General features: G+C 70.3%; 27 protein-coding genes. 15 read left to right on the top strand and 12 right to left on the bottom strand.

Annotated elements, in window-relative coordinates; genetic code table 11:
* Positions 1 to 123 precede the first annotated feature (123 nt).
* Positions 124 to 1245, top strand: a complete 1122-nt coding sequence (locus tag EXE41_RS03000) for a hypothetical protein (RefSeq protein ID WP_137690260.1) — start codon at positions 124 to 126, stop codon at positions 1243 to 1245.
* Between the two features lie 72 nt (positions 1246 to 1317).
* Here EXE41_RS03000 and EXE41_RS02995 read toward each other — a convergent pair whose 3' ends face one another.
* Complete coding sequence (locus EXE41_RS02995; protein ID WP_008442562.1) at positions 1318 to 1554, bottom strand: hypothetical protein; 237 nt, start codon at positions 1552 to 1554, stop codon at positions 1318 to 1320.
* 71 nt (positions 1555 to 1625) lie between these two features.
* Here EXE41_RS02995 and EXE41_RS02990 point away from each other — a divergent pair, with 71 nt between their 5' ends.
* Positions 1626 to 2144, top strand: a complete 519-nt coding sequence (locus EXE41_RS02990; RefSeq protein WP_233125172.1) for a hypothetical protein — start codon at positions 1626 to 1628, stop codon at positions 2142 to 2144.
* Here the strand turns inward: EXE41_RS02990 and EXE41_RS02985 are convergent.
* The 7 genes from EXE41_RS02985 to EXE41_RS02955 form a co-directional block, all read right to left on the bottom strand.
* On the bottom strand, positions 2096 to 2698 hold the full coding sequence (locus EXE41_RS02985; protein WP_049929608.1) for a CDP-alcohol phosphatidyltransferase family protein: 603 nt from the start codon (positions 2696 to 2698) through the stop codon (positions 2096 to 2098). The genes EXE41_RS02990 and EXE41_RS02985 overlap by 49 nt on opposite strands.
* Before the next feature lie 26 nt (positions 2699 to 2724).
* On the bottom strand, positions 2725 to 3282 hold the full coding sequence (locus tag EXE41_RS02980) for an adenylate kinase family protein (protein WP_137690259.1): 558 nt from the start codon (positions 3280 to 3282) through the stop codon (positions 2725 to 2727).
* Positions 3279 to 4373 (bottom strand): histidinol-phosphate transaminase, encoded by a 1095-nt coding sequence (gene hisC, locus EXE41_RS02975; protein WP_137690258.1) that lies wholly within the window; start codon positions 4371 to 4373, stop codon positions 3279 to 3281. The genes EXE41_RS02980 and hisC overlap by 4 nt, the downstream gene beginning before the upstream one ends.
* Positions 4374 to 4456: 83 nt before the next feature.
* Positions 4457 to 5902, bottom strand: a complete 1446-nt coding sequence (locus EXE41_RS02970; RefSeq protein ID WP_137690257.1) for a GTPase — start codon at positions 5900 to 5902, stop codon at positions 4457 to 4459.
* 280 nt (positions 5903 to 6182) lie between these two features.
* Positions 6183 to 6926 (bottom strand): fumarylacetoacetate hydrolase family protein, encoded by a 744-nt coding sequence (locus tag EXE41_RS02965; protein ID WP_137690256.1) that lies wholly within the window; start codon positions 6924 to 6926, stop codon positions 6183 to 6185.
* Between the two features lie 95 nt (positions 6927 to 7021).
* Positions 7022 to 8149 (bottom strand): zinc ribbon domain-containing protein, encoded by a 1128-nt coding sequence (locus EXE41_RS02960; protein ID WP_137690255.1) that lies wholly within the window; start codon positions 8147 to 8149, stop codon positions 7022 to 7024.
* Between the two features lie 39 nt (positions 8150 to 8188).
* A complete protein-coding gene (locus tag EXE41_RS02955) occupies positions 8189 to 9286 on the bottom strand; it encodes a sensor histidine kinase (protein WP_137690254.1) in 1098 nt (365 codons plus the stop codon).
* Between the two features lie 245 nt (positions 9287 to 9531).
* On the opposite strand from EXE41_RS02955, the gene EXE41_RS02950 reads away from it, so the two are divergent.
* From EXE41_RS02950 to EXE41_RS02940, 3 genes are all read left to right on the top strand, one after another.
* On the top strand, positions 9532 to 10254 hold the full coding sequence (locus EXE41_RS02950) for a metal-dependent hydrolase (RefSeq protein WP_086215871.1): 723 nt from the start codon (positions 9532 to 9534) through the stop codon (positions 10252 to 10254).
* A gap of 315 nt (positions 10255 to 10569) precedes the next feature.
* Positions 10570 to 11967 (top strand): sugar porter family MFS transporter, encoded by a 1398-nt coding sequence (locus EXE41_RS02945; protein ID WP_086215872.1) that lies wholly within the window; start codon positions 10570 to 10572, stop codon positions 11965 to 11967.
* A 94-nt stretch (positions 11968 to 12061) separates the two neighbouring features.
* On the top strand, positions 12062 to 12460 hold the full coding sequence (locus tag EXE41_RS02940) for an OsmC family protein (RefSeq protein ID WP_086215873.1): 399 nt from the start codon (positions 12062 to 12064) through the stop codon (positions 12458 to 12460).
* A 38-nt stretch (positions 12461 to 12498) separates the two neighbouring features.
* On the opposite strand, the gene EXE41_RS02935 is transcribed toward EXE41_RS02940, so the two are convergent.
* Together EXE41_RS02935 and EXE41_RS02930 are read right to left on the bottom strand one after the other, a co-directional pair.
* Entirely contained in the window at positions 12499 to 15090 is a 2592-nt protein-coding gene (locus EXE41_RS02935; protein WP_137690253.1) for a PAS domain S-box protein, read from the bottom strand.
* Positions 15091 to 15308: 218 nt separating this feature from the next.
* A complete protein-coding gene (locus EXE41_RS02930; RefSeq protein WP_137690252.1) occupies positions 15309 to 15974 on the bottom strand; it encodes an O-methyltransferase in 666 nt (221 codons plus the stop codon).
* A 131-nt stretch (positions 15975 to 16105) separates the two neighbouring features.
* Here EXE41_RS02930 and EXE41_RS02925 point away from each other — a divergent pair, with 131 nt between their 5' ends.
* Positions 16106 to 17779: a methylmalonyl-CoA mutase gene (locus EXE41_RS02925; protein WP_049929622.1), complete on the top strand. Its 1674-nt coding sequence runs from the start codon at positions 16106 to 16108 to the stop codon at positions 17777 to 17779.
* A gap of 39 nt (positions 17780 to 17818) precedes the next feature.
* Here EXE41_RS02925 and EXE41_RS02920 read toward each other — a convergent pair whose 3' ends face one another.
* Positions 17819 to 18622: a formate/nitrite transporter family protein gene (locus EXE41_RS02920; RefSeq protein ID WP_086215876.1), complete on the bottom strand. Its 804-nt coding sequence runs from the start codon at positions 18620 to 18622 to the stop codon at positions 17819 to 17821.
* A 112-nt stretch (positions 18623 to 18734) separates the two neighbouring features.
* Between EXE41_RS02920 and mce the strand changes: the two genes are divergently transcribed.
* On the top strand, positions 18735 to 19121 hold the full coding sequence (gene mce, locus EXE41_RS02915) for a methylmalonyl-CoA epimerase (RefSeq protein ID WP_049929624.1): 387 nt from the start codon (positions 18735 to 18737) through the stop codon (positions 19119 to 19121).
* Positions 19122 to 19152: 31 nt separating this feature from the next.
* On the opposite strand, the gene EXE41_RS02910 is transcribed toward mce, so the two are convergent.
* Positions 19153 to 21315: a S9 family peptidase gene (locus tag EXE41_RS02910; RefSeq protein WP_086215878.1), complete on the bottom strand. Its 2163-nt coding sequence runs from the start codon at positions 21313 to 21315 to the stop codon at positions 19153 to 19155.
* Between the two features lie 132 nt (positions 21316 to 21447).
* Here EXE41_RS02910 and EXE41_RS02905 point away from each other — a divergent pair, with 132 nt between their 5' ends.
* The 8 genes from EXE41_RS02905 to EXE41_RS02870 all read left to right on the top strand — a co-directional run bounded on the left by EXE41_RS02905 (position 21448) and on the right by EXE41_RS02870 (position 26320).
* Positions 21448 to 22125 carry a cyclase family protein gene (locus tag EXE41_RS02905; protein ID WP_080508532.1) on the top strand — a complete coding sequence of 226 codons (678 nt, stop codon included), beginning with the start codon at positions 21448 to 21450 and terminating at the stop codon, positions 22123 to 22125.
* A gap of 101 nt (positions 22126 to 22226) precedes the next feature.
* Entirely contained in the window at positions 22227 to 22508 is a 282-nt protein-coding gene (locus EXE41_RS02900; RefSeq protein ID WP_004595867.1) for a 50S ribosomal protein L44e, read from the top strand.
* A 2-nt stretch (positions 22509 to 22510) separates the two neighbouring features.
* Positions 22511 to 22684 carry a 30S ribosomal protein S27e gene (locus EXE41_RS02895; protein ID WP_004595868.1) on the top strand — a complete coding sequence of 58 codons (174 nt, stop codon included), beginning with the start codon at positions 22511 to 22513 and terminating at the stop codon, positions 22682 to 22684.
* A gap of 18 nt (positions 22685 to 22702) precedes the next feature.
* Positions 22703 to 23503 carry a translation initiation factor IF-2 subunit alpha gene (locus EXE41_RS02890; RefSeq protein WP_086219183.1) on the top strand — a complete coding sequence of 267 codons (801 nt, stop codon included), beginning with the start codon at positions 22703 to 22705 and terminating at the stop codon, positions 23501 to 23503.
* A gap of 52 nt (positions 23504 to 23555) precedes the next feature.
* A complete protein-coding gene (locus EXE41_RS02885; RefSeq protein ID WP_049929627.1) occupies positions 23556 to 23735 on the top strand; it encodes an RNA-protein complex protein Nop10 in 180 nt (59 codons plus the stop codon).
* 77 nt (positions 23736 to 23812) lie between these two features.
* A complete protein-coding gene (locus EXE41_RS02880) occupies positions 23813 to 24565 on the top strand; it encodes a proteasome assembly chaperone family protein (protein WP_049929628.1) in 753 nt (250 codons plus the stop codon).
* 127 nt (positions 24566 to 24692) lie between these two features.
* Positions 24693 to 25859 (top strand): thiolase domain-containing protein, encoded by a 1167-nt coding sequence (locus EXE41_RS02875; RefSeq protein ID WP_137690251.1) that lies wholly within the window; start codon positions 24693 to 24695, stop codon positions 25857 to 25859.
* Entirely contained in the window at positions 25856 to 26320 is a 465-nt protein-coding gene (locus EXE41_RS02870) for a Zn-ribbon domain-containing OB-fold protein (RefSeq protein ID WP_049929630.1), read from the top strand. The genes EXE41_RS02875 and EXE41_RS02870 overlap by 4 nt, the downstream gene beginning before the upstream one ends.
* Positions 26321 to 26323 lie beyond the last annotated feature (3 nt).

Here is a 26323-nt window from a genome sequence, read left to right as displayed (position 1 = left end):
TGTAGAGTTACTACACACAGATTCGGTCGACCGAACTTCGATTCGAACGCCAGCCAGAATATAATATACAAAACAAGTCAGCACGTATTTACGTACGTGTCTGGAGGGTACCGTAGACCACATATGAACAGGCGATACGTTCTCACCAGCGCGGCGGCCGTCTCTCTTCCACTTGCGGGCTGTAGCGGTTCGACCCCCGACGAGTCGGCGCCGCCGAACGGGTCCGAGGAAGCGTCCGACGGGGACGACGGGGACGACAACGGCTCGGAGAATCAGACGGAAAGCACCGAAGACGCGGCGCCGACACTGGACGATTTCGACTACCCGGACGGGGCACGTCAGGACGGTGTCGACGGGGCGACGCTGTTCGGCACGCACGAATCGACCCTGGTCGAGGCGGGGTCGTTGACGCACGAAGGGGAGCGCACCGACGTGTTCGACGACAACGAGTTCTCCCAGACGCAGACGAGCAAGTTCGACGACAACGCCGTCTCGCGTGAGGTAACGGAGAACGGGGAGACCGAGCGTGTCTGGTCGCCGGCCGACGAGGACGTGGCGTACGTCAGGATGGAGTCCGGGTTCGAGCAGGCCTACAGGGTGGACGAGCGCGCACCGCCGACGGACGAGGTGACCGGGCTGAGCGAGTTCAGACGGTACATCTCCGAGGTGGAGTGGGGAGCGGCGACGGAACTGGTCGAGACCGCGGGCGGCTTGGGGGTCGTCTACGAGTCGGTCGGCTACTCGGAGCGACTCAGCTTCGGGGAGATGCGGGAGTTCGACGCGTCGATAACGGTCAGCGAGTCCGGATTCGTGAGCCAGCTGGAGTACGATCAGACGGAGCTCCAGGGCGGCGAAACGATCGCGTTCGACGTCACGGCCGCGATAACCGCGGTCGGCGACACGAGCGTGGACGAGCCCGACTGGGCGGACGCGGCGCGAGAGCAGGGCGTCCGGTTCGACGTCGCGTTCACCGACGACGGCACCGCGTTCCGGGTGGAGATGACGGGCGGCGACGACGTGTCCCGAGACGCACGTATTCGTCTGCGAGACGAACGGGGGAGCGCCAGCAGCAGGCTTTCGGAGCGGCTCTCGGTCGGCGACGTGCTGTTCGTCGGACTCTCCGAGAGCGGCGGCCTCCTGATCGACGAGAGCGAAGCGCCCGCCGAGGCGCGACCGCTGGCCGGGGACCTTCGGCTCACCGTTCGCACGGAGTTCCCGCTTCTGACTCACACGCGGCGGCCGTAGTCCGCCGGACGCCGCTCGCTGTCGGCGTGGTGCGTTTCTAGGAAGAAGCCGGGTCAGGCGTCGAGACGACTCTTACAGCCGGTCGTCTTCGATGCTTCCGGGGTCTTCGGCGGTGTCGAACATGTTGTTCTCGGCGCCGTCGAGCATCTCGTCGCGGGGATCGTCGTCGACGACGCTCACGTTGTACGCCTCGATGCCGGACGCGATGAGGTCCTCGGCGGCCTGCTCCTCGGAAACGAACTCCTCATCGGCCAGCTGCTGAAACTCCGCGTACACGTCGTCCGAGAGGTTCAGCTCGAAAGTGGGCATACCTCCCGTATCGACCGGACGCTTTTAAATTGTTCCCTCGTTTCGCGAGGCGTTCGGAGAGGCTGGTTCCAGTGAGCGACTCCGCCGAGACGATCATCGAAACGTACGACGACGGCCATCGGATCGTCCGCGAGGAGCGTGTCCGCCCCGACGCGTACCACTTCGACGGCTCCGACGGGCGCATCGCGTCGTCCGACCTCCCGCAGGCGGCCCGGCTGTACGCCGATCTGTACGCTATCGCCGGCGGGTTCGACGAGAGACAGACCGGCAGACGGGGTACCCCGCCCTCGGTCGTCCGAGCCGACGAGGAGGTCCGGATGACGTGTCTCGCCGTCAGGCTGTCGGTGGCGTACGCCGCCCGGGCGTTCGACGTCGACGAGTCGATCGTCCGCGACGCCGTCGACGACGTCCACGCGCGGGGGTCGGAACTGCGCTCACGGGGGTCGAGAACGGCTGAGAACCCATCGCCGCCGCCGATCCGAACATCTGCTCAGGCGCCGCTCTTGGGCAGGACCGGACCGGGGGAGGGAACCGCGAGCGGCTACAGGTCGCTCCACGCGCCGAGGAACCGCTGGACCGCGGTCAGGTGACCGACGACGGCGAACAGCGCGAGCAGCAGGCCGACGACGTTCAGTCCGGCGACGATCGGCGCCGAGTAGACCGCGGCGACGACGCCCACGACGCCCATCAGCGCGAGCCGGTCGGCCCGGCCGAGGAGGCCGCCGTACTCGCGGCCGATCCCGACCGCTTGGATCTGCGTGCCGAGGTACGAGGTGAGGAGGACGCCCGTGACGGCGGCGAAGCCCAGCGCGTACGCCTCCACGCCGGCCGTGAGCCCGCCGATGACCGCCACGTCGGCGTAGCGGTCGAGGACGTGGTCGAGGAAGTCCCCGCCGTCGGAGGCGATCTCCTGGTGGCGCGCGAGGGCGCCGTCGACGAGGTCGAGCCAGCCGTTGAGGAGGACGAGTAGCGCGCCGGCCGCGTACAGCGGCGTCGACCCGGCGGCGAAGGCCGCGGCGGCCCCGACCGCGACGAGGAAGGCGATCACGCTCACCTGGTCGGGCGAGAGGCCGAGCCTGTCGGCCGCGGACACCCACGGGCCGAGCAGCCGGTCGGCCACGGAGCGGTACTGGTCGAGGGTCATCTACCGTCTCGACGCTCGCGGCCGGCTCATATATAATCGATGAAGTCCACGGTGCCGGCGCTCGGCTCGCGCTCCCCCTCGATCGCTGCCCGGATCGCATCGGCGACCGCCTCGGGGTTGCGGTCGGTGGCGTCCACCTCGTAGACGTTCTCCGCGCCGTGTTCGGCCACCGCCTCCGAGAGGATCACGTCGAGCGCCTCGCTCTCGGCGTTCTCGGCCGCCGTCTCGGCCGTCTCGCCGCGCGCCTCGAGTCGGGACTCGACCGTTTCGGGGTGACAGCGCAACACGACGACGCGGTCGACAGCGAACCGGTGCGCGAGGTGCGAGTCGAGGACCCCGGACCAGCCGCCGAGGTCCTCGCGGACCGCGTCGAGGTCGGCGACGAGCGTGTCGCGCTCGTCGTCGCGCTCGGTCCAGAGGTCGTCGTCGGACTTGATCCGGTCGTTGAGGTGGATCACGTCGTACTCCCCTTCGAGCAGCGCCGTCGCGGTCGTCTTCCCGGTTCCGGGCGTGCCCGTGACGGCGACGCGGTCGGCGCGGTCGCGGTCAGGGCTGGCGTCGGCGTCGTCGGCCCCCGCCGTCACGCCCGAACACCGAGGTCGAGGTCGGCCAGCGTCTCGTTGAGCAGTTCGACCGCCTCGCGGGTCTCCTCGCGGGTCCCCGTCGAGATACGGACGTGCTCGGGGAGCCCGAACGAGGTACAGTCGCGGATGATCACGCCGCGCTCTTGAGCCGCCTCCGCGACGCGCTCGCCGTCGCCCACCGCGGCGAGGACGAAGTTCCCCGCGGAGTCGACGGTGGGCGCGTCGAGCTCGTCCGCGATGTACTCGCGGGCCCAGCGGGCGGACTCGACCGACTGCTCGACGTGCCCCTCGTCGTCGAGCGCGGCGAGGGCGGCCCGGCAGGCGAGCTCGTTGGCCGCGAACGGCGTGTTGACGCGGGCGTACGCCTCGCCCCACGCCTCGGGGACGACGCTGTATCCGATCCGGAGCCCGGCGAGCCCGTACGCCTTCGAGAAGGTGCGAAGGACCGCCACGTCGTCGCGCTCGTCGGCGAGCGGGATCGCGCTGTCGACGTCCGAGAACTCCCCGTACGCCTCGTCGACGACGACCAGCGTCTCCGGCGCGGTCGCGTCCGCGATCGCTTCGACCTCGTCGAGCGGCATCGTCGAGCCAGAGGGGTTGTGCGGCGAGGTGACGTAGACGATGCGCTCGCCCCCGTAGGCGGACAGCACCGTCTCCGCGTCCTGCGCGAAGCCGTCGGCGGTCGAGAGCTCGTACTCGGTCACCTCGCCGTGGTGGTACCGCGAGGACATCGCGTAGTACGCGAAGCCGGGGCTCGGCACTAACACCTCGTCGCCCGGCTCCAGCGCGGCCCGAGAGAGGTAGTCGATCGAGCCGTCGGCGCCGGGCGAGACCCACACCTGCTCGTCGTCGACGCCCCACTTCTCGGCGATCTTCGCGGTGAGGTCCGTGTGCGAGGACTTCGGGTACTGGTTCACGCGGTCGGCGTGGTCGCGAATGGCCTCGACGGCCGCCGGGCTCGGGCCGTGCGGGTTCTCGTTCGAGGAGAGCTTGATGAGGTCGTCGGGGTCGATCCCGCGCTCGCGGGCGACCTCCTCGACGCCCCGCCCGGGCACGTACGGCGAGTGATCGGAGAGATCCCGTGGTCGCATGCCCGGAGGTCGGGGGCGGTCGGGCTTAAGGGTGGTCTTGACGGACGCCGGTCACGGCGCTCCCGGGTCGGTGTCGGGAGCGCTCACGGGGGCGAACCCGCGCCGCGCAGCCGCCGCTCTGCCTCGGCGACGACGTCGGGCCGTCCCGCCAGGTCGACGGCCATCGTCTCGCCGCCGTACTCGACGCCCGCGACCACCGCTCGGTCGTACGCCCACGAGAGCGCGGCCTGCGCGTCCCCGCCGTTCTGGACCTCGACGGTCGCCGTCGCCGTCGGCAGCGCGTCCGCCACCGCGTCCGCGAGGTCGCCGAGCCCCGACTCGTCCCGGACGCTCACCGGAACCGGCGACCGGACCGCGTCGGCGACGGGCGCGTCCCGCGGGCCGAGTTCGGCGACGACGGTTTCGTACGCCTCGACGGCGGACGCGAGCCCGTCGGCATCGACCTCGTCGACCTTCGACAGGACGGGGACGACCGGGCCGTCGGTCGCTTCGATCGCCGACAGCGACGCGCTGAGCTTCCGACGGAGGGCCGCGGGGTCGTCGCTCGCGTCCGCGACGAGCAGCGCGCAGTCGGCGGCCCGGACCGCGTCGATGGTGGCGCGGAACGAGCGCACCGCCTCGTGCGGCAGCCCGTCGAGGAACCCGACGGTGTCCGTGAGCAGGGTGCGCCGTCCGGCGACGGTCGCGCGGCGCGTGGTCGTCGAGAGCGTCTCGAACGGGCGGTCGGCGACCGCGAGCGCACCGGCGTCGTCCGCCGGGTCCCCCGCGGCTGTGTCGGCGCGCGCTGCGGGCCGATCCGAGGCCCCGGCACCGAAATCGGGGTCGTCGACCTCGTCCGCGAGCCGCCGCGCCAGCGTCGACTTCCCGGCGTTGGTGTAGCCCGCGAGGGCGATCAGGTCGAACCCGGCGTCGCGGCGCTCCGCCCTGCGCGCCGCGCGGTCGTCGGCGATCTCGTCGAGCGCGCGCTCGGCCGACTCGATCCGCTTCTCGACGTCGAGGACGCGGCTGTCGCCCTCCGGCCGGAGGCGCACGTCCTCGCTCGCGTCGCGGGCGACCGCTTCCCGGAGTCTCGGCAGCTCGTAGCGGAGCCGCGCCAGCTCCAGCTGTCGGTCGGCGGCCCGCGAGTCGGCGGCGTCGGCGAACAGCTCCAAGGCCAATCGCGGGCGGTCGACGACCGCGGTCCCGGTCGGCAGCAGGTCGCCGAGTGAGAACGTCTGTCCCGGCGACAGGCTGCCGTCGTAGATGACGGCCTCGGCGTCGGCGTCGGCCGCGAGCCGCATCAGCTCCTCGGCCTTCCCGCGTCCGAGGTCGTAGGTCGGGTCCTCGCGCCGCCGCTGGGTGACCTCGCCGACCACCGCGTAGCCGGCCGCGGCGGCCAGCTCGCGGATCTCCGCCGTGTCCGGCGGGCCGTCGTCGGACCGCGCCGCGACCACGGCCCTGGTCGCGTCGGCGTGCGGGGTCGCGGTCTCGCGTGCGTCTGACTCGCTCGATGCGTCGCGTTCGTTCGTCGCGTCGTCGTCTCGTGACATTCGGTCGGGCGCTCGCGTCGGCCCGGGGAGGGGAGCGTCTCCGCTCCGCGTGCGGTCTCGGCGGCGCGTCCGATCGGTCGATCCGATTCGGACCGGTTGTCCCGCGTCCGACGGGGTCGGCCGGCGTCGGATCGCGCCGCGACGGTGCCGTCAAGGTTCGGCGACGAACGAACTGGTCTCCATACCTCCGACTCCGGGGGCTGGCATATAAGCGTTCACCGGAAACGAGGTGTGGTACCGAGCTACAGGAACGGCCGGACAGGTCGGTCGGCCCGGGCGCTCAGGGGACGCGAACGTCGTGTTCGAGCGTGCCGACGCCCTCGATCTCGATCTCCACCGTGTCCCCGTCAGAGAGGGCGCCGACCCCCTCCGGCGTGCCAGTGGCGATGACGTCGCCGGGCTCGAGCGTGAGGTACGTCGTGATCTCCTCGATCAGCGTCGGCACGTCGAAGATCATGTGCTCGCGGTCGCTCGACTGCTTCGTCTCGCCGTTGACGCGGAGCTCGACGCTCGCGTCGGCGGGAACCTCGTCGGGCGTCGCGAGGACCGGGCCGAGCGGCGCGGCGCCGTCGAACGCCTTCCCGCGCACCCAGTTCTGCTCGCGGTTCTGGTCGTCGCGGTTCGACACGTCGTTCATACAGGTGAACCCGGCGACGACGTCCATCGCGTCGGCGGCGTCGACCGCCTTACACTGCTCGCCGATCACGACCGCGAACTCCGCCTCCCAGTCGATCCGGTCTTTGCCGGCCGGGACGGTCACGGTGTCGCCGTGGCTCGCCACCGCGTTCGGCGGCTTGAGGAAGAGCAGCGGGCGGTCGGGCACGTCGTTCCCGAGCTCTTCCGCGTGGTCGGCGTAGTTGCGGCCGATACAGACGATCTTCGAGGGCTCGCTCGGCGCGAGCACGTCGATCGCGGGGTCCGAGAGCGCGTACGCCTCGCCGCCGAAGGCGACCGTGTCGGTCGCCGGGTCGTACTCGCCGTCGCGGATCGATCCGGCCGGATCGCGGAACCGTACGTGGTACATACGAGGCCGAACGGGCGGCCGCCCGAAAAGCGTTCGCGGAGGGGCAAGCGACGACCCATCGAAGGAAGCGACGACCGCGGCGGAGAGGCCCCGACTCACTCGGCGGAGTCAGCCGACTCGCGGACCGAGTCAGTCGCTGACTCCGCGCTCGAACCGTCGCCCACGGCGTCGTCCGCGGGACGGCCCGCGCCGCCGTCCGCGGCCTCGTCGTCGACCGCGACCCTCTCGTCGGCGAGGCCGCCGAGCGACGGCGAGTCGACGCGGTCGCCGAACACCTCCGAGCGCGCGCAGTCGACGCAGTAGTGGTTGTGGCGGACCGAGTGGGTGCGGACGGGGACGCCGGCGACGAGCGTCTCGTCGCGGCGCCGCCTGACGAGTCCGCGGTCGAACTCTTGGCCGCAGACCACGCAGGGATCGTCGACGGACTCGGGCGGTCGGACGATCCGGTGGTCGACCGTCCGCTGCCGACCGAACCGCGTGATCCCGTGGCGGCGGTCGAGCCGTCGGCGGACTGGCGGAGCGACGCCGAGGCCGAGCCCCGCGAACGCGAGGCCGATCAGCGCGGCCGGCGGGGAGCCAGACACGACCGAGAGGAACGCGATCCAGCCGCCGATCAGCAGCAGCAGCGCGGTCAGGACGTACGCGGAGGCGGTCTCGAACCGACCGCCGCCACCGTCGACGCTCGACGGGGCGCGCGCGGTCGTCTCGTCGCCGCGGACGAGTCGGCGCCGTTCGGCCAGCTTGGAGTAGTGCCACCAGCCGTACAGCAGGTTGCCGATGCCGCTGGTGAAGATGAACAGGAGGATGTGGACGCCGACGGAGCCGATTCCCCTGTCGACGAGGACGACGCGGTCGCCGTCGTCCCGCTCCACGTCCCACCCGGCGTCGAGGTGGTCCTGAACGCGGCGCCTGAAGGCGCGCTCGCTCTCGCCTGGGGACGGCTCCGATCGAGAGGCGCGTTCCGCATCGCTCGGGCGCTCGGCCGCGTCGGTCCGGCTCTCTGACGCGGCCGGGGCGGACCCGTCGCCCGACCGCGACGCGCCGCAGTTCGAGCAGAACCGGTCGTCCTCGTCGAACGCCTCGCCGCACTCGGCGCAGTACGCGGCGGGGCCGTCGAGGTCGGCGCCGCAGTCGGGGCAGAAGCTCGCCCCGGCCGGAACCGCCTGAGCACACTCGTGACACCGGTCGGTCGGCGGCGGGGCGTCGGTCCGCTTGGAGGGCATCGACAGTCGGTTCGCGCGGAGGCGTGTTAACTCCTCTCCTCACCGCCGGCGGAGCCGGATCGACACGTCGTTCCCGCCGAGGTCGCTCGCGCCGAACGAGAGCTCTCCGCCGAACGTCTCGACGGTCAGCTCAGCGAGCCAGAGCCCGAGCCCGCTTCCGTGGTGCGTCGGCGTTATCGCCGATCCGTCGCGGATCACGTCCCGCTCGTCGGCCGGGATCTGGGGGCCGTCGTCCTCAACGTGGATCACGACCCACTCCCCGGACGCCGCGCCCGAGAGGCCCTCCGCGCTCGTTATCCGGAGACGGACCCGGGGCTCCGGGCTCGGATTGTGCTCGATCGCGTTGTCGACGAGGCTGTCGACCGCGTACCGGAGCCGGCTGTCGGCCATCACCCGACCCGTCTCGCCGGTCTCGATCTCGATGTCGGCGCTCGGCGTCCGCTCTCGGTGGTCGTCGACGACGGCGCGCACCGTCGGTTCGGGGTCGATATCGGCCACCTCGTCGGTCGGATGTTCGAGGACCTGACGGATGTGGTTGGCCTCGTCGGCCAGCTGTTCGAGCTCGTGGGCGGCGCGCTCGATCGTGGCCGCCACGTCGACCGTCTCGCCGCGTCGATCCTCCAGTTGGGCCAGCAACCGCGTCGTGTGGCCGGCGACGACGTTTGCGTTGTTACGGAGGTTGTGCCGGAGGATCCGGTTCAACACCCCCAGCCGCCGCTCGTTTCTGGACACCTCCGTGAGGTCGGTGTAGACCGCGAAGCCGCCGTCGGGGGTGTCGTCGTCCGCATCGCCGGTCGCGTACGGGATCCCCCGGTAGAGGAACTCGCGGAGGCCGGTCGCGGTCTCACGGGTCACCTGCTGGTAGTTGATCGCGCCGGAGGCGGTGTTCGTGTCCAACTCCCTCGCCTCCGCGAGCTTCCAGTCGGGGACGACCCACTCGTTGAGCGACTCGCCGCGAATGTCGTCGGCCTCGTAGCCGAAGACGTCGACGAACGCCCGATTGACGTCGCTGACCGTTGGCTCTCCGTCGGCGAGCGTGAACTCAACGACCGCGTCCTGAACGTGTTCGATGAGGTGACGATATCGGTCGTCATTCGAGCCGTCCTCGACGCGTTCGTCGGTCGGCTCACCCGCCATGTCGAGGCTCCACTGTCACGGGCGTCGTAGGACGATCCGATTGTTAAGGCTGTATTCGCGGGAAGATATTGCGCAGGCCGCCGCTCGAACTGATCGCTCTGCCGAAAAACGGCGGAAACGAGACGAACAGACACCGCCGGTCGCGGTGCGGACCGGTTCGCCGTGGCCCCGCTCTCTATCGCGCGCCGATTGGGATCCGCAGCGTCGAGTTTTATTACCGTTCGCCGAGACGCATCGAACGGACCATGGAACTCACCTGGCACGGCCACTCCACGTGGCACGTCGTCGTCGACGACACGGAGCTGCTCATCGACCCGTTCTTCGACAACCCGAAGACCGACGTCGATCCCGCGGACCTCGACCCCGATTACCTGCTCTTGACCCACGGCCACGCGGACCACATCGCCGACGCGGCCGAGTTCGAGGACGCCACCGTGGTCGCCACCCCGGAGCTGACCGCCTACGTCCAAGAGAACTTCGGCCTCGAGAACACCGTGCCGGCCGGGGGGATGAACATCGGCGGCACCGTCGAGTGCGGCGACGCGTGGGTGACGATGGTCCGGGCGGACCACTCGAACGGCATCGAGAACGACCCGGACTACGCCGGCGGCATGCCGACCGGCTTCGTCGTGGGCGACAAGAAGCCGACCCAGGAGTCCGACCCGGACTGTACCACCTTCTATCACGCCGGCGACACGGGCCTGATGTCCGAGATGGTCGACGTGATCGCGCCGTACCTCGAGCCGGACGCCGCCGCCTTACCCGCCGGCGACCACTTCACCATGGGGCCCGCCGGCGCGGGAATCGCCGCCGACTGGGTCGGCGCCGACGTCGTCTTCCCGATACACTACGACTCGTTCGGCCCGATCGAGATCGAGACGCAGGAGTTCGTCAGCGAGGTGAAGGCGGCGGGGGCCGCCGCCGAGCCCGTCGTCCTGGACGGCGACGAGACGTACACGCTGGAGTAGCGCGAGGGGCGTCCCGTGCCCACGGCGACGGGGCTCCGACCGGGCTCTTTTCGCGAAACGACGACGCGTCCGCGGAGCGCGAGGGGCGCGCGAGGCACCGTTTCGAGCCCGCGTTCGGCGTACCACTGTCACGCGTCGAGTCCCGACTGCCGGGCGGACCGGTAATAAGATACTATTCGGATTCGAATAAATATAAGCCGTCCCAGTGGTAGATTTCGTCGCGCTCCGCTGACAGAAATATATTGGATATACGTAAATTAATAATAAATCAGAAGTCTTCTAAATAAAAGATGATTAGCGCCGGATCGGTACACCATGTCAACCGCCGATATGCGGGCCGCGATACGCGGAGACGGGGGACGGTTCGTGTACATCGTCTCCGCGCTCGCGGCGCTCAACGGACTCCTGTTCGGGTTCGACACGGGGATCATCTCCGGAGCCATCCTCTTCATCGACACCGCCTTTGAGCTGAGTCCCTTGGTGGAGGGGATCGTGGTCAGCGGCGCGATGGTCGGCGCGGCGGCCGGCGCGGCCGTCGGCGGGCAGCTGTCCGACCGGATCGGCCGCAAGCGTTTTATCCTGCTGTCGGCCGGGGTATTCTTCCTCGGCTCGTTCCTCATGGCGGTCGCGCCCACCGTCGAGGTGCTCGTCGCGGGGCGGATGATCGACGGGATCGCCATCGGGTTCGCGTCGATCGTCGGCCCGCTGTACATCTCCGAGATTGCGCCCCCCGCCGTCCGCGGTGGGCTCACCTCGCTGAACCAGCTGATGGTCACCGTGGGGATCCTCTCGTCGTACTTCGTCAACTACGCCTTCTCCGGCTCCGGATCGTGGCGGATCATGCTCGGCGCGGGGATGGTCCCCGCCCTCGTGCTCGCCGCGGGGATGTCCCGGATGCCGGAGAGCCCGCGGTGGCTCTACGAGCGGGGCCGGACCGACGAGGCTCGCGCCGTCCTCCGTCGCACGCGCGACGGGGATATCGAGTCGGAGCTGTCGGAGATCGAAGCGACCGTCGAGGCCCAGTCCGGGAACGGGGTCCGCGACCTGCTCAGCCCGTGGATGCGCCCGGCGCTGATCGTCGGCCTCGGGCTCGCAGTCTTCCAACAGGTCACCGGGATCAACGCCGTGATGTACTACGCGCCGACGATACTGGAGTCGACCGCGCTCGGCAGCTCGCAGTCGATCCTCGCCTCGGTCGCCATCGGGACGGTCAACGTCGTCATGACCGTCGTCGCGATCCTCCTCGTCGACCGCGTCGGGCGGCGGCCCCTCCTGCTCGTCGGGACCGGTGGGATGATCGGGTCGCTCACCGTCGCCGGCCTCGTCTTCCAGTTCGCGGACCCGACCGGCGGAATGGGGTGGCTGGCGACGCTGACGCTGGTCTCGTTCGTCGCGTTCTTCGCCATCGGGCTCGGTCCGGTGTTCTGGCTGCTGATCTCCGAGATCTATCCGCTCGCCGTCCGGGGGAGCGCGATGGGGTTGGTGACCGTCGCCAACTGGCTCGCGAACCTCGTGGTGGCGCTCTCGTTCCCCGTGCTGCTCGACGGGATCGGCACGCCGATGACGTTCTGGCTGTTCGGCGCGTGTAGCCTCGTCGCGCTGCTTTTCACCTACCGCGTCGTGCCCGAGACGAACGGCCGGACGCTGGAGGCGATCGAGGCCGACCTCCGGGGGGCGACGGGACTGGGGTCCGACGCGTCAGAAGACGACTGAGGCCGGTCCGCCGCCCTCGGCGACGGGTCGCGGCGGTGTCGGCGCGCCGATGGCGGTAACTTTTATCCCCGCGAGTCCGAACTGCGAGATGACTATGGCAGACATCGAGACATCCACAGTTTCCGAGTCCGGATACGCCAGCACGAGTCAGGTCGGCGAGTTCGACCTCCAGATCGACGCGACCGACGAGACGGGACCGAACCCGAACGCGACGCTCGTCGCCACGTACGCCTCCTGTTACCTCCCGGCGTTCCGCGTCGGCGGCAGCCAGCGCGGCGAGGAGGAGCTCGGGCAGATCCAGATCGACGCCAGCGCCGAGCTGGACGACCACGACGACCTCGAGTCGATCGCCTTCGACGTCCACGTCGAGGCCGACCTCGACGACGAGACCGCCGCGGACATCGCCGAGCGCGCCGAGGGTATCTGCCACGTTCACAGCGCTCTCCGCGAGGAGCTGAACGCCGACGTCAGCGTCTACACCGGCGCGTTCTAGCCGGGTCGACGCGGTCTTCTCTTTCCCGCGCCGTACGCTCAGCCCGACGACTCGGCGGTCTCCGCGGGCGACTCCGGCCGGTCGACGCCGGTGAACTCGAACCGAGCGCCGCCGCGTTCCCCCTCCGTCACCGCGACCTCCCAGCCGTGCGCCTCGGCGATGCGCTGGACGATGGAGAGCCCGAACCCGGTGCCGGTCTCCGAAGTCGTGTAGCCGCTCTCGAACACCTCGTCGCGGCGGTCCGCGTCGATCCCGGGGCCGTCGTCCGCGACGTAGAACCCGTCCGGGAGGTCGCCAACGACGACGCGGTCCCCGCCGTGTTCGTCGGCGTTGCGGAACAGGTTCCCGAGCAGCTGGCCGACCCGCCCGGAGTCGGCGCAGATCTCGCCGTCGGCCTCGACCGCGACCGTGACGCGAGGCTCCCCCTCCGTCTCGTCGCCGCCGAAGGGGTCCTCGCCCTCGGCCGACCCGAACGCGTCGTCGCTGTACCGGGCGGCCAGCTCGCCCAGGTGGACGGGCTCGAACGAGCCGACCGCCTCGCCCTGTTTGGCGAGCGTCAGGACGTCCTCGATGAGTCGCTCCATCTCGTCGAGCGCGCGCTCGCACCGGTCGAAGTACGAGTCGTCCCCGGTCTCGCGGGCGAGACGCAGGTACCCCGAGAGGACGTTGAGGGGGTTCCGGAGGTCGTGTGAGACGATGCTCGCAAACTCGTCGAGCCGCTCGTTCTCCCGTTCGATCCGGCGCTCGTACGCCTTCCGCTCGGAGATGTCTCGGCTGCTCGCGAGGAACCGGTCTTCTCCCCGAACGTCGATGCGTCGCACGTGGACCTCGACGGGGAACGTCGACCCGTCCGCGCGGGTGAACGTCGTCTCCAGCCGCACCGTCTCGTCCATCTCCAACCCATGCCAGAGCCGTATCCCCTCGTCGGGCTCCAGCTCCGCGTCGACCTCCCACACGTCCATCCCGACGACCTCGTCGCGGTCGTACCCCAGCTCTCGGGTCATCTCCCGGTTGGCGTCGACGATCTCTCCCCCCTCGTCGTGGATGTCGATCATGTCGGGAGACCCCTCGAACAGCGCTTCGAGGCGCGCCGAGGTGCGTTCGAGCCGGCGCTGGCGCCGTCGCTGCTCGGTCACGTCCCGAGAGATGCCGAGGACGCCGTCGAGCTCGCCGTCGATGACCAGCCGGCTGAAGTCGTAGTCGACGATGGCGTCCGACTTCGTCGGCAAGTCGACTTCCGTCGTCCCGGTCAGCGAGTCGCGGTCACCCTCGACGAGCGCCCGCCACGGGTCCCCGTCGCTCGCCGCTCGAACACGCTCAACGAGGCGACTCGGCTCGCCGGCGAGCCCCTCCGGAGCGGCGTCGTACACCTCGGCGAGGTGGTCGTTGACGAGGGCGAACCGGCCGTTCGCGTCGTATGTACAGACGGACTCGGGCAGCTCGTCGACGATCCGCCGGTACCGTTCGAGGTCGCGTTCGCGCTCCTTCTCGTCGGTGACGTCGATGTGGATCCCGACGGCCCGCCGGGGCTCGCCGTCGTCGGTCCACTCGACGACACGACCGCGGTCGCGGATCCACTTCCAGTCGCCCGACTCCGTCCGCATCCGGTAGTCCGACTGGTAGAGGTCCGACTCGCCGGCGAAGTGAGCCTCGATGGCGCTCCACGCGGCGTCGATGTCGTCGGGGTGAACCCGCTCTTCCCAAGTGCCGAGCTCGAACGCCAACTCGTCGCGCTCGTGCCCCAGTATCGCCGCCCACCGCTCGTCGAACCGGACCTCGTCCGTCCGGACGTTCCAGTCCCAGACGCCAATGTCGGCGCCTTCCACGGCCAGCTGAAGGCGCTCGGAGAGCTCGCGGAGCTCTCGCTCCCGCTCTCGCCGCTCGGTCACGTCGCGGAAGTACAGCGCCCGCCCGCCGGGGGCCGGATACGCGTTCACCACGAGGTCCGCGCCGAGCCGGTCGACGTGGTATTCGAACCGCTTCCCCTCGCCGGTCTCGGCGACCTCGCGCAGCGCCGTCTCGGCGTCGGTGCCGACGATCTCCGGGAACAGGTCCCAGATCCGCTCGCCGAGCACCTCATCCGGGTCGCGCTCGATGAACTCGGCCGCCCGCCCATTGAGGTACGTCAGCCGCCACTCGGCGTCGAGTTCGCAGAAGGCGTCGCTGGTGTGCTCCAAGTGCGTGGCGAGCCGACGGTCGTCCCGCGTCTCCGAGACGAGTTCGGTCACCGCGCCCGCGAGCCGCGCGTACTGGTCGGCGGGCTCGCTCCGCCTGACGTACTCGTCGACCCCGGCGGAGATCGCCTCACTGGCGACCGCTTCGGACCCCGATCCGGTGAACAGGACGAAGGGCACGTCGCCGTGTCTGTCACGGACCGTTTCGAGCAGGTCGACCCCGTCGGTCTCCGCCAGTTCGTAGCCGGACACCACGCAGTCGAACGTCGCCGCGGACAGTGCGTCGAGCGCCGCGTCGGCGTCGACCGCCGTTCGCACCTCGATCCGGTCGTCGCGCGACTCGAGCCGCGAGGCGGCCGCCTCTGCGAATCCCAGTCCCCCGTCGACGACGAGCACGCGGACCGGCGACGCCGCTTTCGCTCCGGCCGTCCCGTCGGCTCTGTTCGCTCCGCTCATCCGGACTGATGTTTTCTATTCGACATGATAACCGTTTCGTTCGGTTTCACCGAATAACCGCCGAAACGGAGATACCGGAGCCAGCGGGGAGCAGCGCCGGCGCCGACGAGTACGCGAACCGGTGACGGCGCGTTCGCCCCGCCGTCCCGTCGGTCCCGTACGGTCCGCACACCCGGAGTAATATATGTAACTCGATATGATGACCGTTCCGTTCGATCTCATCGAACGACCGTCGAAACGGCGATTCCGGAGCCGACGGGGAGGATCGCCGTCTCCACCGCGTCGTCGGAGCGGACGGTCCCCACGTACTCGCCGATGCCGCGCGTCGCTCCGTCGACGGCGTCGTCCGGCAGCGGCTCGCCCGCCTCGAAGTGTGCGACGAGGGTCTCGAAGTCGATGGGCCCCCGGGCGATGTTGTCGGCGACGATCACGCCCCCGGACCGGACTTTCGGCAGGACGGTTCGGTAGGCGTCGGCGTACCGGCCCTTCTGGTGGTCGATGAGGACCACGTCGAAGGGCCCGTCGTAGCGGTCGACCGTCTCCATCGCGTCGCCGACCTCGAAGGTGACGCCGTCGGCGTAGCCGTGGTCGGCGGCGAACGCGACGCCGCGCTCGGCCTCGCCGGCGTCGAACTCGGTACAGACCACGCTCTCGGCGCCGCCGCGGAGGAACCACGTTGCCGAGTAGCCGAAGCCGGAGCCGAACTCGAAGACGCGGTCGGCGTCCGTCAGCCGCGCGAGCAGCCGGAGGACCGCCCCCGCCTCGGGACCGATGATCGGGAACCCCCACTCGTCGGCGAGGTCGGCCATCTCCGCTTGGACCGCGGTGTGGTCCGGCGCGGTCGCGGCGAGGAAGCGGCGCGCGAGGTCCGTGAGTACGTCCATGCGGCCGTGTCGAACGCGGGATACTTAAATCGCCCCCGCGAGGACGGGGTGCCGTGGCGCTGCCGGTCGCGCGGCCCGCGCCCGCCCGTCCCTGAAAACTGTTAAGTCCCGTTCGGTCGACCGATTTAGTAATGTACGACCCTGAGGAACTCGCCGAGATCCGGGAGGGCAAGGAGTCGTGGGAGGCGGGCACCTACGGCGAGACGGTCGACCGGTTCGGCGAGCGCGAGGAGACGTTCACCACCGACACCGGCGGGCAGGAGGTCGATCCGCTGTACACGCCGGCGGACGTCGACCTGGACTACCGCGAGGACCTCGGTTACCCCGGAGAGGAGCCGTACACCCGCGGCGTCTACTCGACGATGCACCGCGGGCGGCTCTGGACGATGCGCCAGTACGCCGGGATGGGCACCGCGGCGGAGACGAACGAGCGGTTCCGCTACCTCATCGACGAGGGCTCGTCGGGGCTGTCGATGGCGTTCGACCTCCCGACGCAGATGGGGTACGACTCCGACGCCGCGATGGCCGAGGGGGAGGTCGGGCGCTCCGGCGTCGCCATCGACACCCTTGACGACTTCGAGACCGTCTTCGACTCGATCCCCCTCGACGAAGTGTCCACGTCGATGACGATCAACGCGCCCGCCGCGGTGCTGCTCGCGATGTACGTCGCGATGGGGGACAAGCAGGGCGTCCCGCGCGAGCAGCTCCGCGGGACGATCCAGAACGACATCATGAAGGAGTACATCGCGCGGAACCTCTACATCTACCCGCCGAAGGAGTCGATGCGGCTGATCACGGACATCTTCGAGTTCTGCGCGGCGGAGACCCCGAAGTTCAACACGATATCCATCTCGGGGTACCACATCCGCGAGGCGGGGTCGACCGCGGCCCAAGAGATCGCCTTCACCCTCGGCGACGGGATCGAGTACGTCGAGGCGGCCCTCGACGCCGGGCTCGACGTCGACGAGTTCGCCCCGCAGCTCTCCTTCTTCTTCAACGCCCACAACAACATCTTCGAGGAGGCCGCGAAGTTCCGCGCCGCCCGCCGGATGTGGGCGAAGATCATGGACGAGCGGTTCGGCGCGGAGAACCCCAAGTCGAAGCAGCTGAAGTTCCACACCCAGACCGGCGGCTCGACGCTCACCGCCCAGCAGATCGAGAACAACGTCGTCCGCGTCTCCTATCAGGCGCTGGCCGCGGTCCTCGGCGGCACCCAGAGCCTCCACACGAACGGGAAGGACGAGGCGCTCGCGCTGCCGACGGAGAAGTCCGTCCGCACCGCGCTCCGCACCCAGCAGATCCTCGCGCACGAGTCGGGCGCCGCCGACACGATCGACCCGCTCGCCGGCTCGTACTACGTCGAGGACCTCACCGACGGGATCGAGGAGGAGGCGTTCGAGATCCTCGAGGAGGTCGACCGACGCGGCGGCATGCTGGAGGCCGTCGAGAGCGGCTGGGTCCAGCGCCAGATTCAGGACGTGGCCTTCGAGCGCCAGCAGGAGATCGAGGAGGGCGAACGGATCATCGTCGGCGTCAACGAGTTCGAGGTCGACGAGGAGCCCGAGATGGACTTAGAAGAGGTCGACCCCGATCAGGAGCAGAACCAGCGGGACCGCCTGAAGGGGGTCAAGGACGAGCGCGACGACGACGCGGTCGACGAGGCGCTCGCCGGACTGCGCGAGGCCGCACAGGGGACGGAGAACGTGATGCCGCACGTTGTCGACGCCGTGAAGGCGTACGCGACGGTCCAGGAGATATCGGACGTGCTCCGCGACGAGTTCGGGGAGTACAAGCCGGGGCGGTGAGGTCGGAGACGATCCGCGGTCGCCCCTGTCCGGGCGTTTTCAGTCCGCGCCGCGGACGACGTGACCGTACTTCAGCAGCGCGACGAACACCGCGCCGCCGACGGCGTTCCCGACCGTCGCCAGCGCGAGGAACGCGACGTAGTCCATCGGGGTGATCGCCGAGGAGACGATCAGCCCGAACAGTACCTCGACGTTGCCCGCGATCGAGTGCGGGAGGTGGAGCAGACCGATCGTTCCGGTGACTATCAACACGAGGAGGATCCGAGCGGTCGTGTCCTGCGCCGCCGCGACGAGCCACGCCAGCAGCCCCATGAGCCACCCGGCGAAGACGCCGCCGACGAACAGCCACGGGAGGTCGTGGTCGACCAGCTTCAACGCGATCGTCTCGAAGGAAGTCGGTTCGACGACGCCGAGTTCCGGCATTAGCAGCGTCACGAGCAGCGTGAACAGCAGCCCGCCGACGATGTTCCCCGCGTACACCAGTCCCCAGAGCCGGCCGAGCTGGCGGACCGAGGCCTGCCGATCGATCACCGGGATGACCGCCAGCGTCGTGTGTTCGGTGAAGAGCTCCGAGCGCCCTAGTATCACGAACATGAAGCCGACGGAGTAGACTGACGCCAACAGGAGCTCCGTCGTCAGATCGCCGAAGGTCCCCGGAGAAAGCGTCAACACGACTGCCATCATCAGCGGTCCGAACCCGATGTCGAGCCCGGCGGACAGTCCCGAGAGGAGGAGCCCGGACCGTTCGCGGTTCATCTCGTGGAGCCCGCTTTTGAGCAGCGACCCGAGGATGTTCCGCGAGGTCATCTGCTCCGTCGAGCCGCCTGTCTCTGAGTCGCTCACGGCTGGGTGATGATGCGAGGTACGGCAGGGACGCACCCAAACCTTGGGATAGGGGCAGGGCGACCGGGAACCGCGCGGTCATTATAAGTCGACGCCGCCGGAACTGAACCGTATGCGCTTCGACCACGTCGGCGTCGCGACCCGCGACGCGACCGACTTAGCCGACCTGTTCGGCGGCCTGCTCGACGCCCCGGTCGCCCACGAGGAGACGTTCGACGACATGCGGATCGTCTTTCTCGAACTCGACGGCGGTGGGTACTTCGAGCTGCTCGAACCGGACGCTGGCGGGACGATCGCGGAGTATCTCGACCGCGAGGGACCGGGAGTTCACCACGTCGCGCTCGCGGTCGACGACCTGCCGGCGGCGCTCGACCACGCGCGCGACCTCGGTATCGACCTCGTCGACGAGGAACCGCGCCCGGGGGCGTGGGGCCACGAGGTCGCGTTCTGCCACCCGCGGTCCACCGGCGGCGTCCTCGTCGAGTTCGTCGAACACTGAGAGCGGTTCCGCCGGAGGGAGCCGCCGCGATTCAGTCCGCCGCCTCGATCGCCGGGTCGTGCGTCTCGTACCAGCCGAGAATCTTCTCTAGCCGGTGGATCGCGCGGTCCGGGTCACCGATGTTGTGGTGCTCGTCGGGGTAGACGACCAGCTCCGCGTCGACCCCCTGCTTGCGGGCGGCGACGTACAGCTGCTCCGACTGGGAGGGCGGACACCGCCAGTCCTCGCCGCCGGCCATCACGAGCAGCGGGGTCTCGATGTTCCCGGCGTCCAACATTGCCGTCGACGACGCGTACGCCTCGGGGTCCTCCCACGGGAGCCCGAACTCCGCCTCCAGCCAGACGTGGGTGTCGTCCGTGCCGAACGCCGAACGGAGGTCGTAGATACCGTGCTCCGGCGCCGCGGCGGTGAACAGCTCCGGCTCCTGCGTGACGAGGAACCCCTGCGCGATGCCGCCGTACGAGAAGCCGTGGCCGAACACGCGGTCCGGGTCGACCCACCCGCGGTCCGCGAGCGACTCGACGCCCGCCGCGATGTCGTCGACCTCTGCGGTGCCCCACTTTCCGCTCAGTTCCGCGGTGAACTCCCGGCCGCGGGAGGTACCGCCGCGGTAGTTCGGCCGGAACACGAGGTACCCTCGGCTCGTCAGGGCGGCGTGGTCGAAGCTGAACACCGGCTCGTCGTACGACATCGGGCCGCCGTGGATCGCCACCACCAGCGGGTGGTCGCCGTCGTCCGGATCCACGTCGGGGCCGTGGTAGAGCACGCCGTCGAGCGTCCAGCCGTCAGACTCCCACTCGACGCGGCGGGCCTCCGGCATCGGGAACTCGTCGGTCAGCGACTCGTTGACGCTCGTGAGGCGGCGAAGGGAGTCGGGTTCGGCGGCCGCGTCGAGGTCGGTGACGTCGACCGCGTACAGGTCGGTCCCGGACTCCGGCTCAGAAAGGACCGTCACCGCGGTCGCCCCGTAGTCGGCGATGTCGAACCCGACCATGGCCCGGTCGCGGCCCTGCGCCTCGAAGACGCGCTCCGCGCTGCCGTCGGTCTCGACACGGACCAACCGGGTGTGGCTCTCGTCGGCGATTCGGGTGTAGATCGACCCGTCGACCCACTCGACCCCGCCGCCGCGGGCGATCGTCCGGTCGAGAGCGGCAGTGACCGAGGTCGGGGCGTCGCGGTCGTCGGCATCCGGGTCGTCGCCTTCCCCCTCGGCGGCGTCAACGAGGTACACCTCCGCCGGCGCGGGCGGGTCGTCCGGGTCGCTCGCGGTCGTCGCGATCCGGTCGCCGTCCGGGTGCCACGCGGGCGCGCCGTGGGCGAGGTCGCCGCCCGTGAGCCGCTCCGCGTCGCCCCCGTCGGCCGACACCGCGTAGAGATCGCGGACGGTGGTGTCGTCGGGGCGGTCGAGCCGACAGGAGGTGAACGCGATCCGGTCGCCCGGCCCCCACGTCGGGTCCATGCCGGCGACGTCCTCGAACGCGCCGCCGCCGTGCGCGTCGTCGAGCCGCCGGGGGTCGGTCTCGGGGTCGTCGAGGTCGACGACGAAGAGGTACCGCGTCACGTCGTCGGTCCACCCGGCGCCGTTCACCTTGTGCTGAAGGCGGGTCGTCTCGATCGGGCCGCCCTCCTCGCGGACCTGGTCGAGGTACTCGGACTCCTCGTCGGTCGGGTCGCGCGACTCGATCACCAGTCGGTCGCCGTCGGGCGACCAGTCGAACCCGGCGACGCCCTCGTCGCGCTCGGTCACCTGTCGCGCGTCGCCGCCGAGGGCGAGGTCGAAGATCCACACCTGCGGCTTGGGCTCGTCGTCGCCGCCGAGGTGGTCCTCGCCCTCACCGTCGGCCGATTCGTCGTCCGCGTCGTCCTCGCTCGCGTCGCCCTCCGCGTCGCCCGCGTCCTCATCGTCGCGGTCCCGCCAGCCGACCCGCTTCTCGGCGTCGCGGTCGCGGGCGGCCACGAACGCGAGGCGGTCGCCGTCGGGTCCCCACGTCGGCGAGGCGGCGCCCGACGCGCTCGTCAGGCGGTGGGGCTCGCGGGAGCCGTCGGTCGGGACGACGAACAGCGAGGAGACCGCCTCGTCCGCGGCCTGGTCGTACTCGGTCGCGGTGAAGGCGACGCGGTCGCCCGCCGGTGAGACGGCGACCTCGCCGATCTGGGTCAGGTCGTAGTAGGCGTCGAGCGGCAGTTCCGACATGGAACCACCCAGCGGCGGGCGCAGGAAATACGTTCGGGCCGCGGAACCCCGCGGACGACGGCGGGCCGACCCCGTCGTGTCGGGGGCACTGACGGCGACCGACTTAACCGCGCCGCGGTCCGACCGCCGACCGTGTTCCGCGACCTCTCGCGACCGACCGAGACGGGGATGCCGACGTACCCGGGCGACCCCGACGTGACGCTCGCGCCCGACGCGACCCACGAGGCCGACGGGTACGCGACGAGCGAACTCCGGACCGGCACCCACGCGGGAACCCACGTCGACGCGCCTCGCCACACGCTCCCCGAGGGGGAGGCGATCGACGACCAGCCGGTCGGTCGGTTCGCCTTCGACGCGCGCCTCGTCGACCTTCGACCGCTGCAACCGCGAGCGGCGATTCCGCCCGAGGTGCTGCCCGAGCCGAGCGACCTCGACCCCGGCGTCGACCTCCTCGTCCTCCGCACCGGCTGGGCGTCTCACTGGGGGAGCGACCGGTACCGCGACCACCCGTACCTCACCGCGGCGGCCGTCGAGCGCTGTCGGGCCGCGGGCGTCGGGGTCGGCCTCGACACCTTCGGACCGGATCCGACGCCGGCGGCGAGCGGCGCGGCCGACGCGCGGTCGTCCGAACGGAACGAGCCGGACGGGACCCCCGCTCACGACGCGCTCTTGGGCGACTCGCTCCCGATCGTCGAGAACCTCCGCGCGCTCGACGGCCTCCCGTCGCGGTTTCGGCTGTACGCCTTCCCGCTCCGCCTTCGCGGCGCCGACGGGTCGCCGGTGCGCGCGGTGGCAGAGTGGGCGGACTGAGCGGCGCATCGAACGCTCGGTCAGGGGCGGCGCCTCGCCGGCGCCCCAGACCAAACCCGTTTTAAGCGTCGGCGACGAACCGCGTTTCAAGGTCGATATCCATGGAAATGCCACGCCGCTTCAACACGTACTGCCCCCACTGTGACTCCCACCACGAGCACGAGGTGGAGAAGGTTCGATCGGGTCGCGCGACCGGAATGAAACGCGACGCTCGGCAGCGACGCCGCGCGCTCGCGACCATCGGCAACGCCGGCGGGTACTCGAAGGTGCCTGGTGGCGACAAGCCGACGAAGAAGACCCACCTGAAGTACCGCTGCGGCGACTGCGGGAAGGCTCACATGCGCGAGGGATGGCGCGCCGGCCGTCTCACGTTCCAGGAGTAAGCATGGCGGGAGACTTCCACCGCGTCGCCTGCGGCGACTGCGAGAACGAACAGGTCGTCTTCGGCAAGGCCTCCTCCACGGTGTCGTGTGCGGTCTGCGGCACGACCCTCGCGACCCCGACCGGCGGTGAGGCCGAGCTTCACGGCGAGATCGTCGAAACCGTTGAGGCGCGGTAACCGCCTCGCATCTCCGTCATGAAGTACAGCGGCTGGCCCGAACCCGGCGAACTAGTGGTTGGCGAAGTCGACGAGATAGCCGACTTCGGCGTGTTCGTCGACCTCGACGAGTACGAGGAGAAGCGCGGCCTCTGCCACATCAGCGAGGTCGCCTCCGGCTGGATCAAGAACGTCCGCGACCACGTCCGCGAGGGACAGACGGTCGTGGCGAAGGTGTTGGAGATCGACGAGTCGTCGAACCAGATCGACCTCTCGATCAAAGACGTCAACGAACACCAGCGTAAGGAGACGATCCAAGACTGGAAGAACGCCCAGAAGGCCGACAACTGGATGCTGATCGCGCTCGGCGAGGACGTCGACGACGACCGCTACACGACGGTCGCGAACGCCCTCCTCGCGGAGTACGAGAGCCTCTACGACGCCTTCGAGGCGGCCGCGATCAGCGGCGACGAGGCGCTCGACGACGTCGATGTCGACGGCGACACCGTCGACGCGATCGTCACGGCCGCCCGCAACAACGTCTCCGTCCCGTACGTCGACGTGACCGGGTACGTCGACCTCGAGTCCGCGGCCCCCGACGGCGTCGACGACGTGCGCGACGCCCTCGCGGCGGCCGAGGGGAACGGCGAGATCCCGGACGGCGTCGACCTCGACGTCGGCTACGTCGGCTCGCCCGAGTACCGGATCAAGGTCCGCGCGCCGAACTACAAGACGGCGGAGTCGCAGCTCGAGGCCGCCGCCGAGCGCGCCCGCGAGTCGATCGAGGCCGCCGGCGGCGCCGGCGAGTTCCACCGCGAGCGCCGCGAAGACGACGAGTAGCGCCGATCGGCCGAGGACACGACCGTTTTCCCGTAACACGACCCTTCTACCCGTGAAATCAGATATCCGCGTCTGCGCGAACTGGGAGCGCGTCCACGACCGACCGGTGTACGCGCTCGGCGACCGCTGCCCGGAGTGCGACGGTCCCACCGAGAACAGCGCGCCGGCCCCGTTCGGGCCGGAGGACCCGTACGGCGAGTACCGGCGGCGGGCGCGACGACGGACGGAGTGACCCCTCGGTCGATCGCGAGGACGGTACCGACGCGCGAATAGCCACGCTCTTGTGACCGCCGCCCGGACGGACGGGACATGGAGGACATCGAGATCGACGAGGTCGCGACGCCGGAGCTGGACGACCCGGTGTTGATCGAGGGGCTGCCGGGCGTCGGCCACGTGGGGAAGCTGGCGGCCGAACACATCTTAGAGGAGTTCGACGGGGAGTTGGTCCGCCGGGTGTACGCCACGGAGTTCCCCCCGCAGGTGAGCGTCGACGACGAGGGGGTCGCGGAGCTGACCTGCGCGGAGTTCCACGCCGTCGAGACGGACGGCGCCGACCTGCTCGTGCTGACCGGCGACCACCAGGCCGGGTCGAACGCGGGCCACTACCGGCTCACCTCGACGTTCCTCGACGTCGCCGCGGAGTTCGGTGCCGAGCGCGCATTCGCCCTCGGGGGCGTCCCGACCGGCGAACTCGTCGAGGAGTACACCGTCCTCGGCGCGGTCTCCGACGGCGACCTCACCGCCGACCTGGAGGACGCAGGCGTCGAGTTCCGCGCGGACGAACCGGCCGGCGGCATCGTCGGCGTCTCCGGCCTCGTGCTGGGGCTCGGCGGTCGCCGCGGCTTCGACGCCACGTGCCTGATGGGCGAGACGAGCGGCTACCTCGTCGACCCGAAGAGCGCGCGGGCCGTGCTGGAGGTCCTCGAAGCCGTCCTCGATCTGCGCGTCGACTACGAGAGCCTCGAGGACCGCGCCGAGGAGATGGAGGAGGTCGTCGGCAAGATCCGCGAGATGCAGGAGGGGCCGGCGGTGCCGGACGACGACCTCCGGTACATCGGCTGAGCGCGGGCAGACCCTCGACGCAGTCCGGCAATTTTTCTCTTCCTCGCCCACGCGCTGCTCCGCCGTCCGCCGACCGGGACTCCCGCTTCCGGCAGAGCTAAACCGCATCCCCGATCATCGTTCGTGTATGTCTGAGGTACGCGTCGCCGGTGTCGGGCTCACACCCTTCGGCAGCCACCCTGAACGGACCGGCCGCGATCTGTTCGCGGAGGCCGCGCTCCGGGCGTTCGAGGACGCCGCAGTGGCTCGGTCCGACGTCGAGGAGCTGAACTACGGGAACTTCATGGGCTCGCTCGCCGAACACCAGGGCCACCAAGCGCCGCTGATGGCCGAGGCCGCCGGGGTCCGCTGCCCGGCGACGCGCTACGAGTCGGCCTGCGCGTCGGCCGGGGTCGCGGTCCGCGAGGCGGTCCGGACGGTAGCGGCCGGCGACGCCGACGTGGTCCTCGCGGGCGGAATGGAACGGATGACGAACCTCCCGACCGACGAGGTGACGGAGGGGCTCGCCATCGCCGCCGACGACCTATTCGAGGTCCGGTCGGGCGTGACGTTCCCCGGCGCGTACGCGCTCATGGCGAACGCGTACTTCGACGCCTACGGCGGGACCCGCGAGGACCTCGCGCACGTCGCGTCGAAGAACCACGCCAACGCGGTGCCGAACGAGTACGCCCAGTACCGGAAGGAGGTGTCCGTCGACGAGGCGATGGACGCCCCGCCGGTCGCGGAGCCGCTCCACCTGTACGACGCCTGTCCGATCACCGACGGCGCGAGCGCGCTCGTGCTCGTCTCCGAGGAGTACGCGGCCGAGCGCGACCTCGACGCGCCGGTCGCGGTGACGGGGACCGGACAGGGGACCGACCGGATGGCGCTCGGCGACCGCGACAGCCTCGCGCGGACGCCCGCCGCGGACGACGCGGCCGACGCGGCCTACGCCGACGCCGACATCGGTGCCGACGCGGTCGACGTCGCGGAGGTCCACGACTGCTTCACCATCGCCGAAGTGCTGGCGCTGGAGTCGCTCGGACTGTTCGAGCCGGGTGAGGGGATCGCGGCGGCCCGAGAGGGCGTCACGACCGCCGACGGCGACCTCCCGGTGAACCTCTCCGGCGGCCTGAAGGCGAAGGGCCACCCGGTCGGCGCGACCGGCGGCTCGCAGATCGCGGAGCTGACCCGCCTACTGCGGGGCGACCACCCCAACAGCGACCACATTCCGGACGCCGAGGTCGGCGTCGCGCACAATGCGGGCGGGACCGTCGCGAGCGCGGTCGTCCACGTGCTGGAGGTGGCGGAATGAGCGACGACGGCGCGGACGCGGCGGACGCCTCGTCGCCGACGGACCGAGAGTACGCCGAGTGGCTCGACGCGCTCGCAGACGGGGACGGGTTCGCGGTCGTCTGCCCGGAGGGGCACGGTTCCCTTCCCCCGCGGCGGGTGTGTCCCGAGTGCGGCTCCCCCGAACTCTCGCGGGAGCCCCTCGACGAGACGGGGACCGTCGAGACGTACAGCGTCGTCCACGTCCCCTCGCCGCGCTTCGCCGACGACGCGCCGTACGCGACCGCGGTGGTCGACTTCGGCCCGACGCGGCTCACCGGCGTGGTCCGCGACGGCGACGCGGAGCGAGACGGAGACGACGCCGCCCCGGCGGTCGCGATCGGCGACGCGGTGACGGTCGATATCGGCGAGCGGGCCACCGACGGCGAGCGGCTGGTCGCCTTCCGTCCGGCCGCCGGTGAGACCCCGGCCGAAGACGAGTGAGCC

The sequence above is a fragment of the Halorubrum sp. SD690R genome, from assembly GCF_005435035.1.
Taxonomy (GTDB): domain Archaea; phylum Halobacteriota; class Halobacteria; order Halobacteriales; family Haloferacaceae; genus Halorubrum; species Halorubrum ezzemoulense.
Note: the sequence above shows the minus strand (reverse complement) of the source record. Positions and strands in the feature narration are given on the sequence as shown.

Excerpts from the sequence above, each read along its gene's own strand:
- EXE41_RS03000 (WP_137690260.1), top strand. The coding sequence starts at position 124 with ATGAACAGGCGATACGTTCTCACCAGCGCGGCGGCCGTCTCTCTTCCA.
- EXE41_RS02995 (WP_008442562.1), bottom strand. The coding sequence starts at position 1,554 with ATGCCCACTTTCGAGCTGAACCTCTCGGACGACGTGTACGCGGAGTTT.
- EXE41_RS02985 (WP_049929608.1), bottom strand. The coding sequence starts at position 2,698 with ATGACCCTCGACCAGTACCGCTCCGTGGCCGACCGGCTGCTCGGCCCG.
- hisC (WP_137690258.1), bottom strand. The coding sequence starts at position 4,373 with ATGCGACCACGGGATCTCTCCGATCACTCGCCGTACGTGCCCGGGCGG.
- EXE41_RS02970 (WP_137690257.1), bottom strand. The coding sequence starts at position 5,902 with ATGTCACGAGACGACGACGCGACGAACGAACGCGACGCATCGAGCGAG.
- EXE41_RS02965 (WP_137690256.1), bottom strand. The coding sequence starts at position 6,926 with ATGTACCACGTACGGTTCCGCGATCCGGCCGGATCGATCCGCGACGGC.
- EXE41_RS02960 (WP_137690255.1), bottom strand. The coding sequence starts at position 8,149 with ATGCCCTCCAAGCGGACCGACGCCCCGCCGCCGACCGACCGGTGTCAC.
- EXE41_RS02955 (WP_137690254.1), bottom strand. The coding sequence starts at position 9,286 with ATGGCGGGTGAGCCGACCGACGAACGCGTCGAGGACGGCTCGAATGAC.
- EXE41_RS02950 (WP_086215871.1), top strand. The coding sequence starts at position 9,532 with ATGGAACTCACCTGGCACGGCCACTCCACGTGGCACGTCGTCGTCGAC.
- EXE41_RS02945 (WP_086215872.1), top strand. The coding sequence starts at position 10,570 with ATGTCAACCGCCGATATGCGGGCCGCGATACGCGGAGACGGGGGACGG.
- EXE41_RS02940 (WP_086215873.1), top strand. The coding sequence starts at position 12,062 with ATGGCAGACATCGAGACATCCACAGTTTCCGAGTCCGGATACGCCAGC.
- EXE41_RS02935 (WP_137690253.1), bottom strand. The coding sequence starts at position 15,090 with ATGAGCGGAGCGAACAGAGCCGACGGGACGGCCGGAGCGAAAGCGGCG.
- EXE41_RS02930 (WP_137690252.1), bottom strand. The coding sequence starts at position 15,974 with ATGGACGTACTCACGGACCTCGCGCGCCGCTTCCTCGCCGCGACCGCG.
- EXE41_RS02925 (WP_049929622.1), top strand. The coding sequence starts at position 16,106 with ATGTACGACCCTGAGGAACTCGCCGAGATCCGGGAGGGCAAGGAGTCG.
- mce (WP_049929624.1), top strand. The coding sequence starts at position 18,735 with ATGCGCTTCGACCACGTCGGCGTCGCGACCCGCGACGCGACCGACTTA.
- EXE41_RS02910 (WP_086215878.1), bottom strand. The coding sequence starts at position 21,315 with ATGTCGGAACTGCCGCTCGACGCCTACTACGACCTGACCCAGATCGGC.
- EXE41_RS02900 (WP_004595867.1), top strand. The coding sequence starts at position 22,227 with ATGGAAATGCCACGCCGCTTCAACACGTACTGCCCCCACTGTGACTCC.
- EXE41_RS02895 (WP_004595868.1), top strand. The coding sequence starts at position 22,511 with ATGGCGGGAGACTTCCACCGCGTCGCCTGCGGCGACTGCGAGAACGAA.
- EXE41_RS02890 (WP_086219183.1), top strand. The coding sequence starts at position 22,703 with ATGAAGTACAGCGGCTGGCCCGAACCCGGCGAACTAGTGGTTGGCGAA.
- EXE41_RS02880 (WP_049929628.1), top strand. The coding sequence starts at position 23,813 with ATGGAGGACATCGAGATCGACGAGGTCGCGACGCCGGAGCTGGACGAC.
- EXE41_RS02875 (WP_137690251.1), top strand. The coding sequence starts at position 24,693 with ATGTCTGAGGTACGCGTCGCCGGTGTCGGGCTCACACCCTTCGGCAGC.
- EXE41_RS02870 (WP_049929630.1), top strand. The coding sequence starts at position 25,856 with ATGAGCGACGACGGCGCGGACGCGGCGGACGCCTCGTCGCCGACGGAC.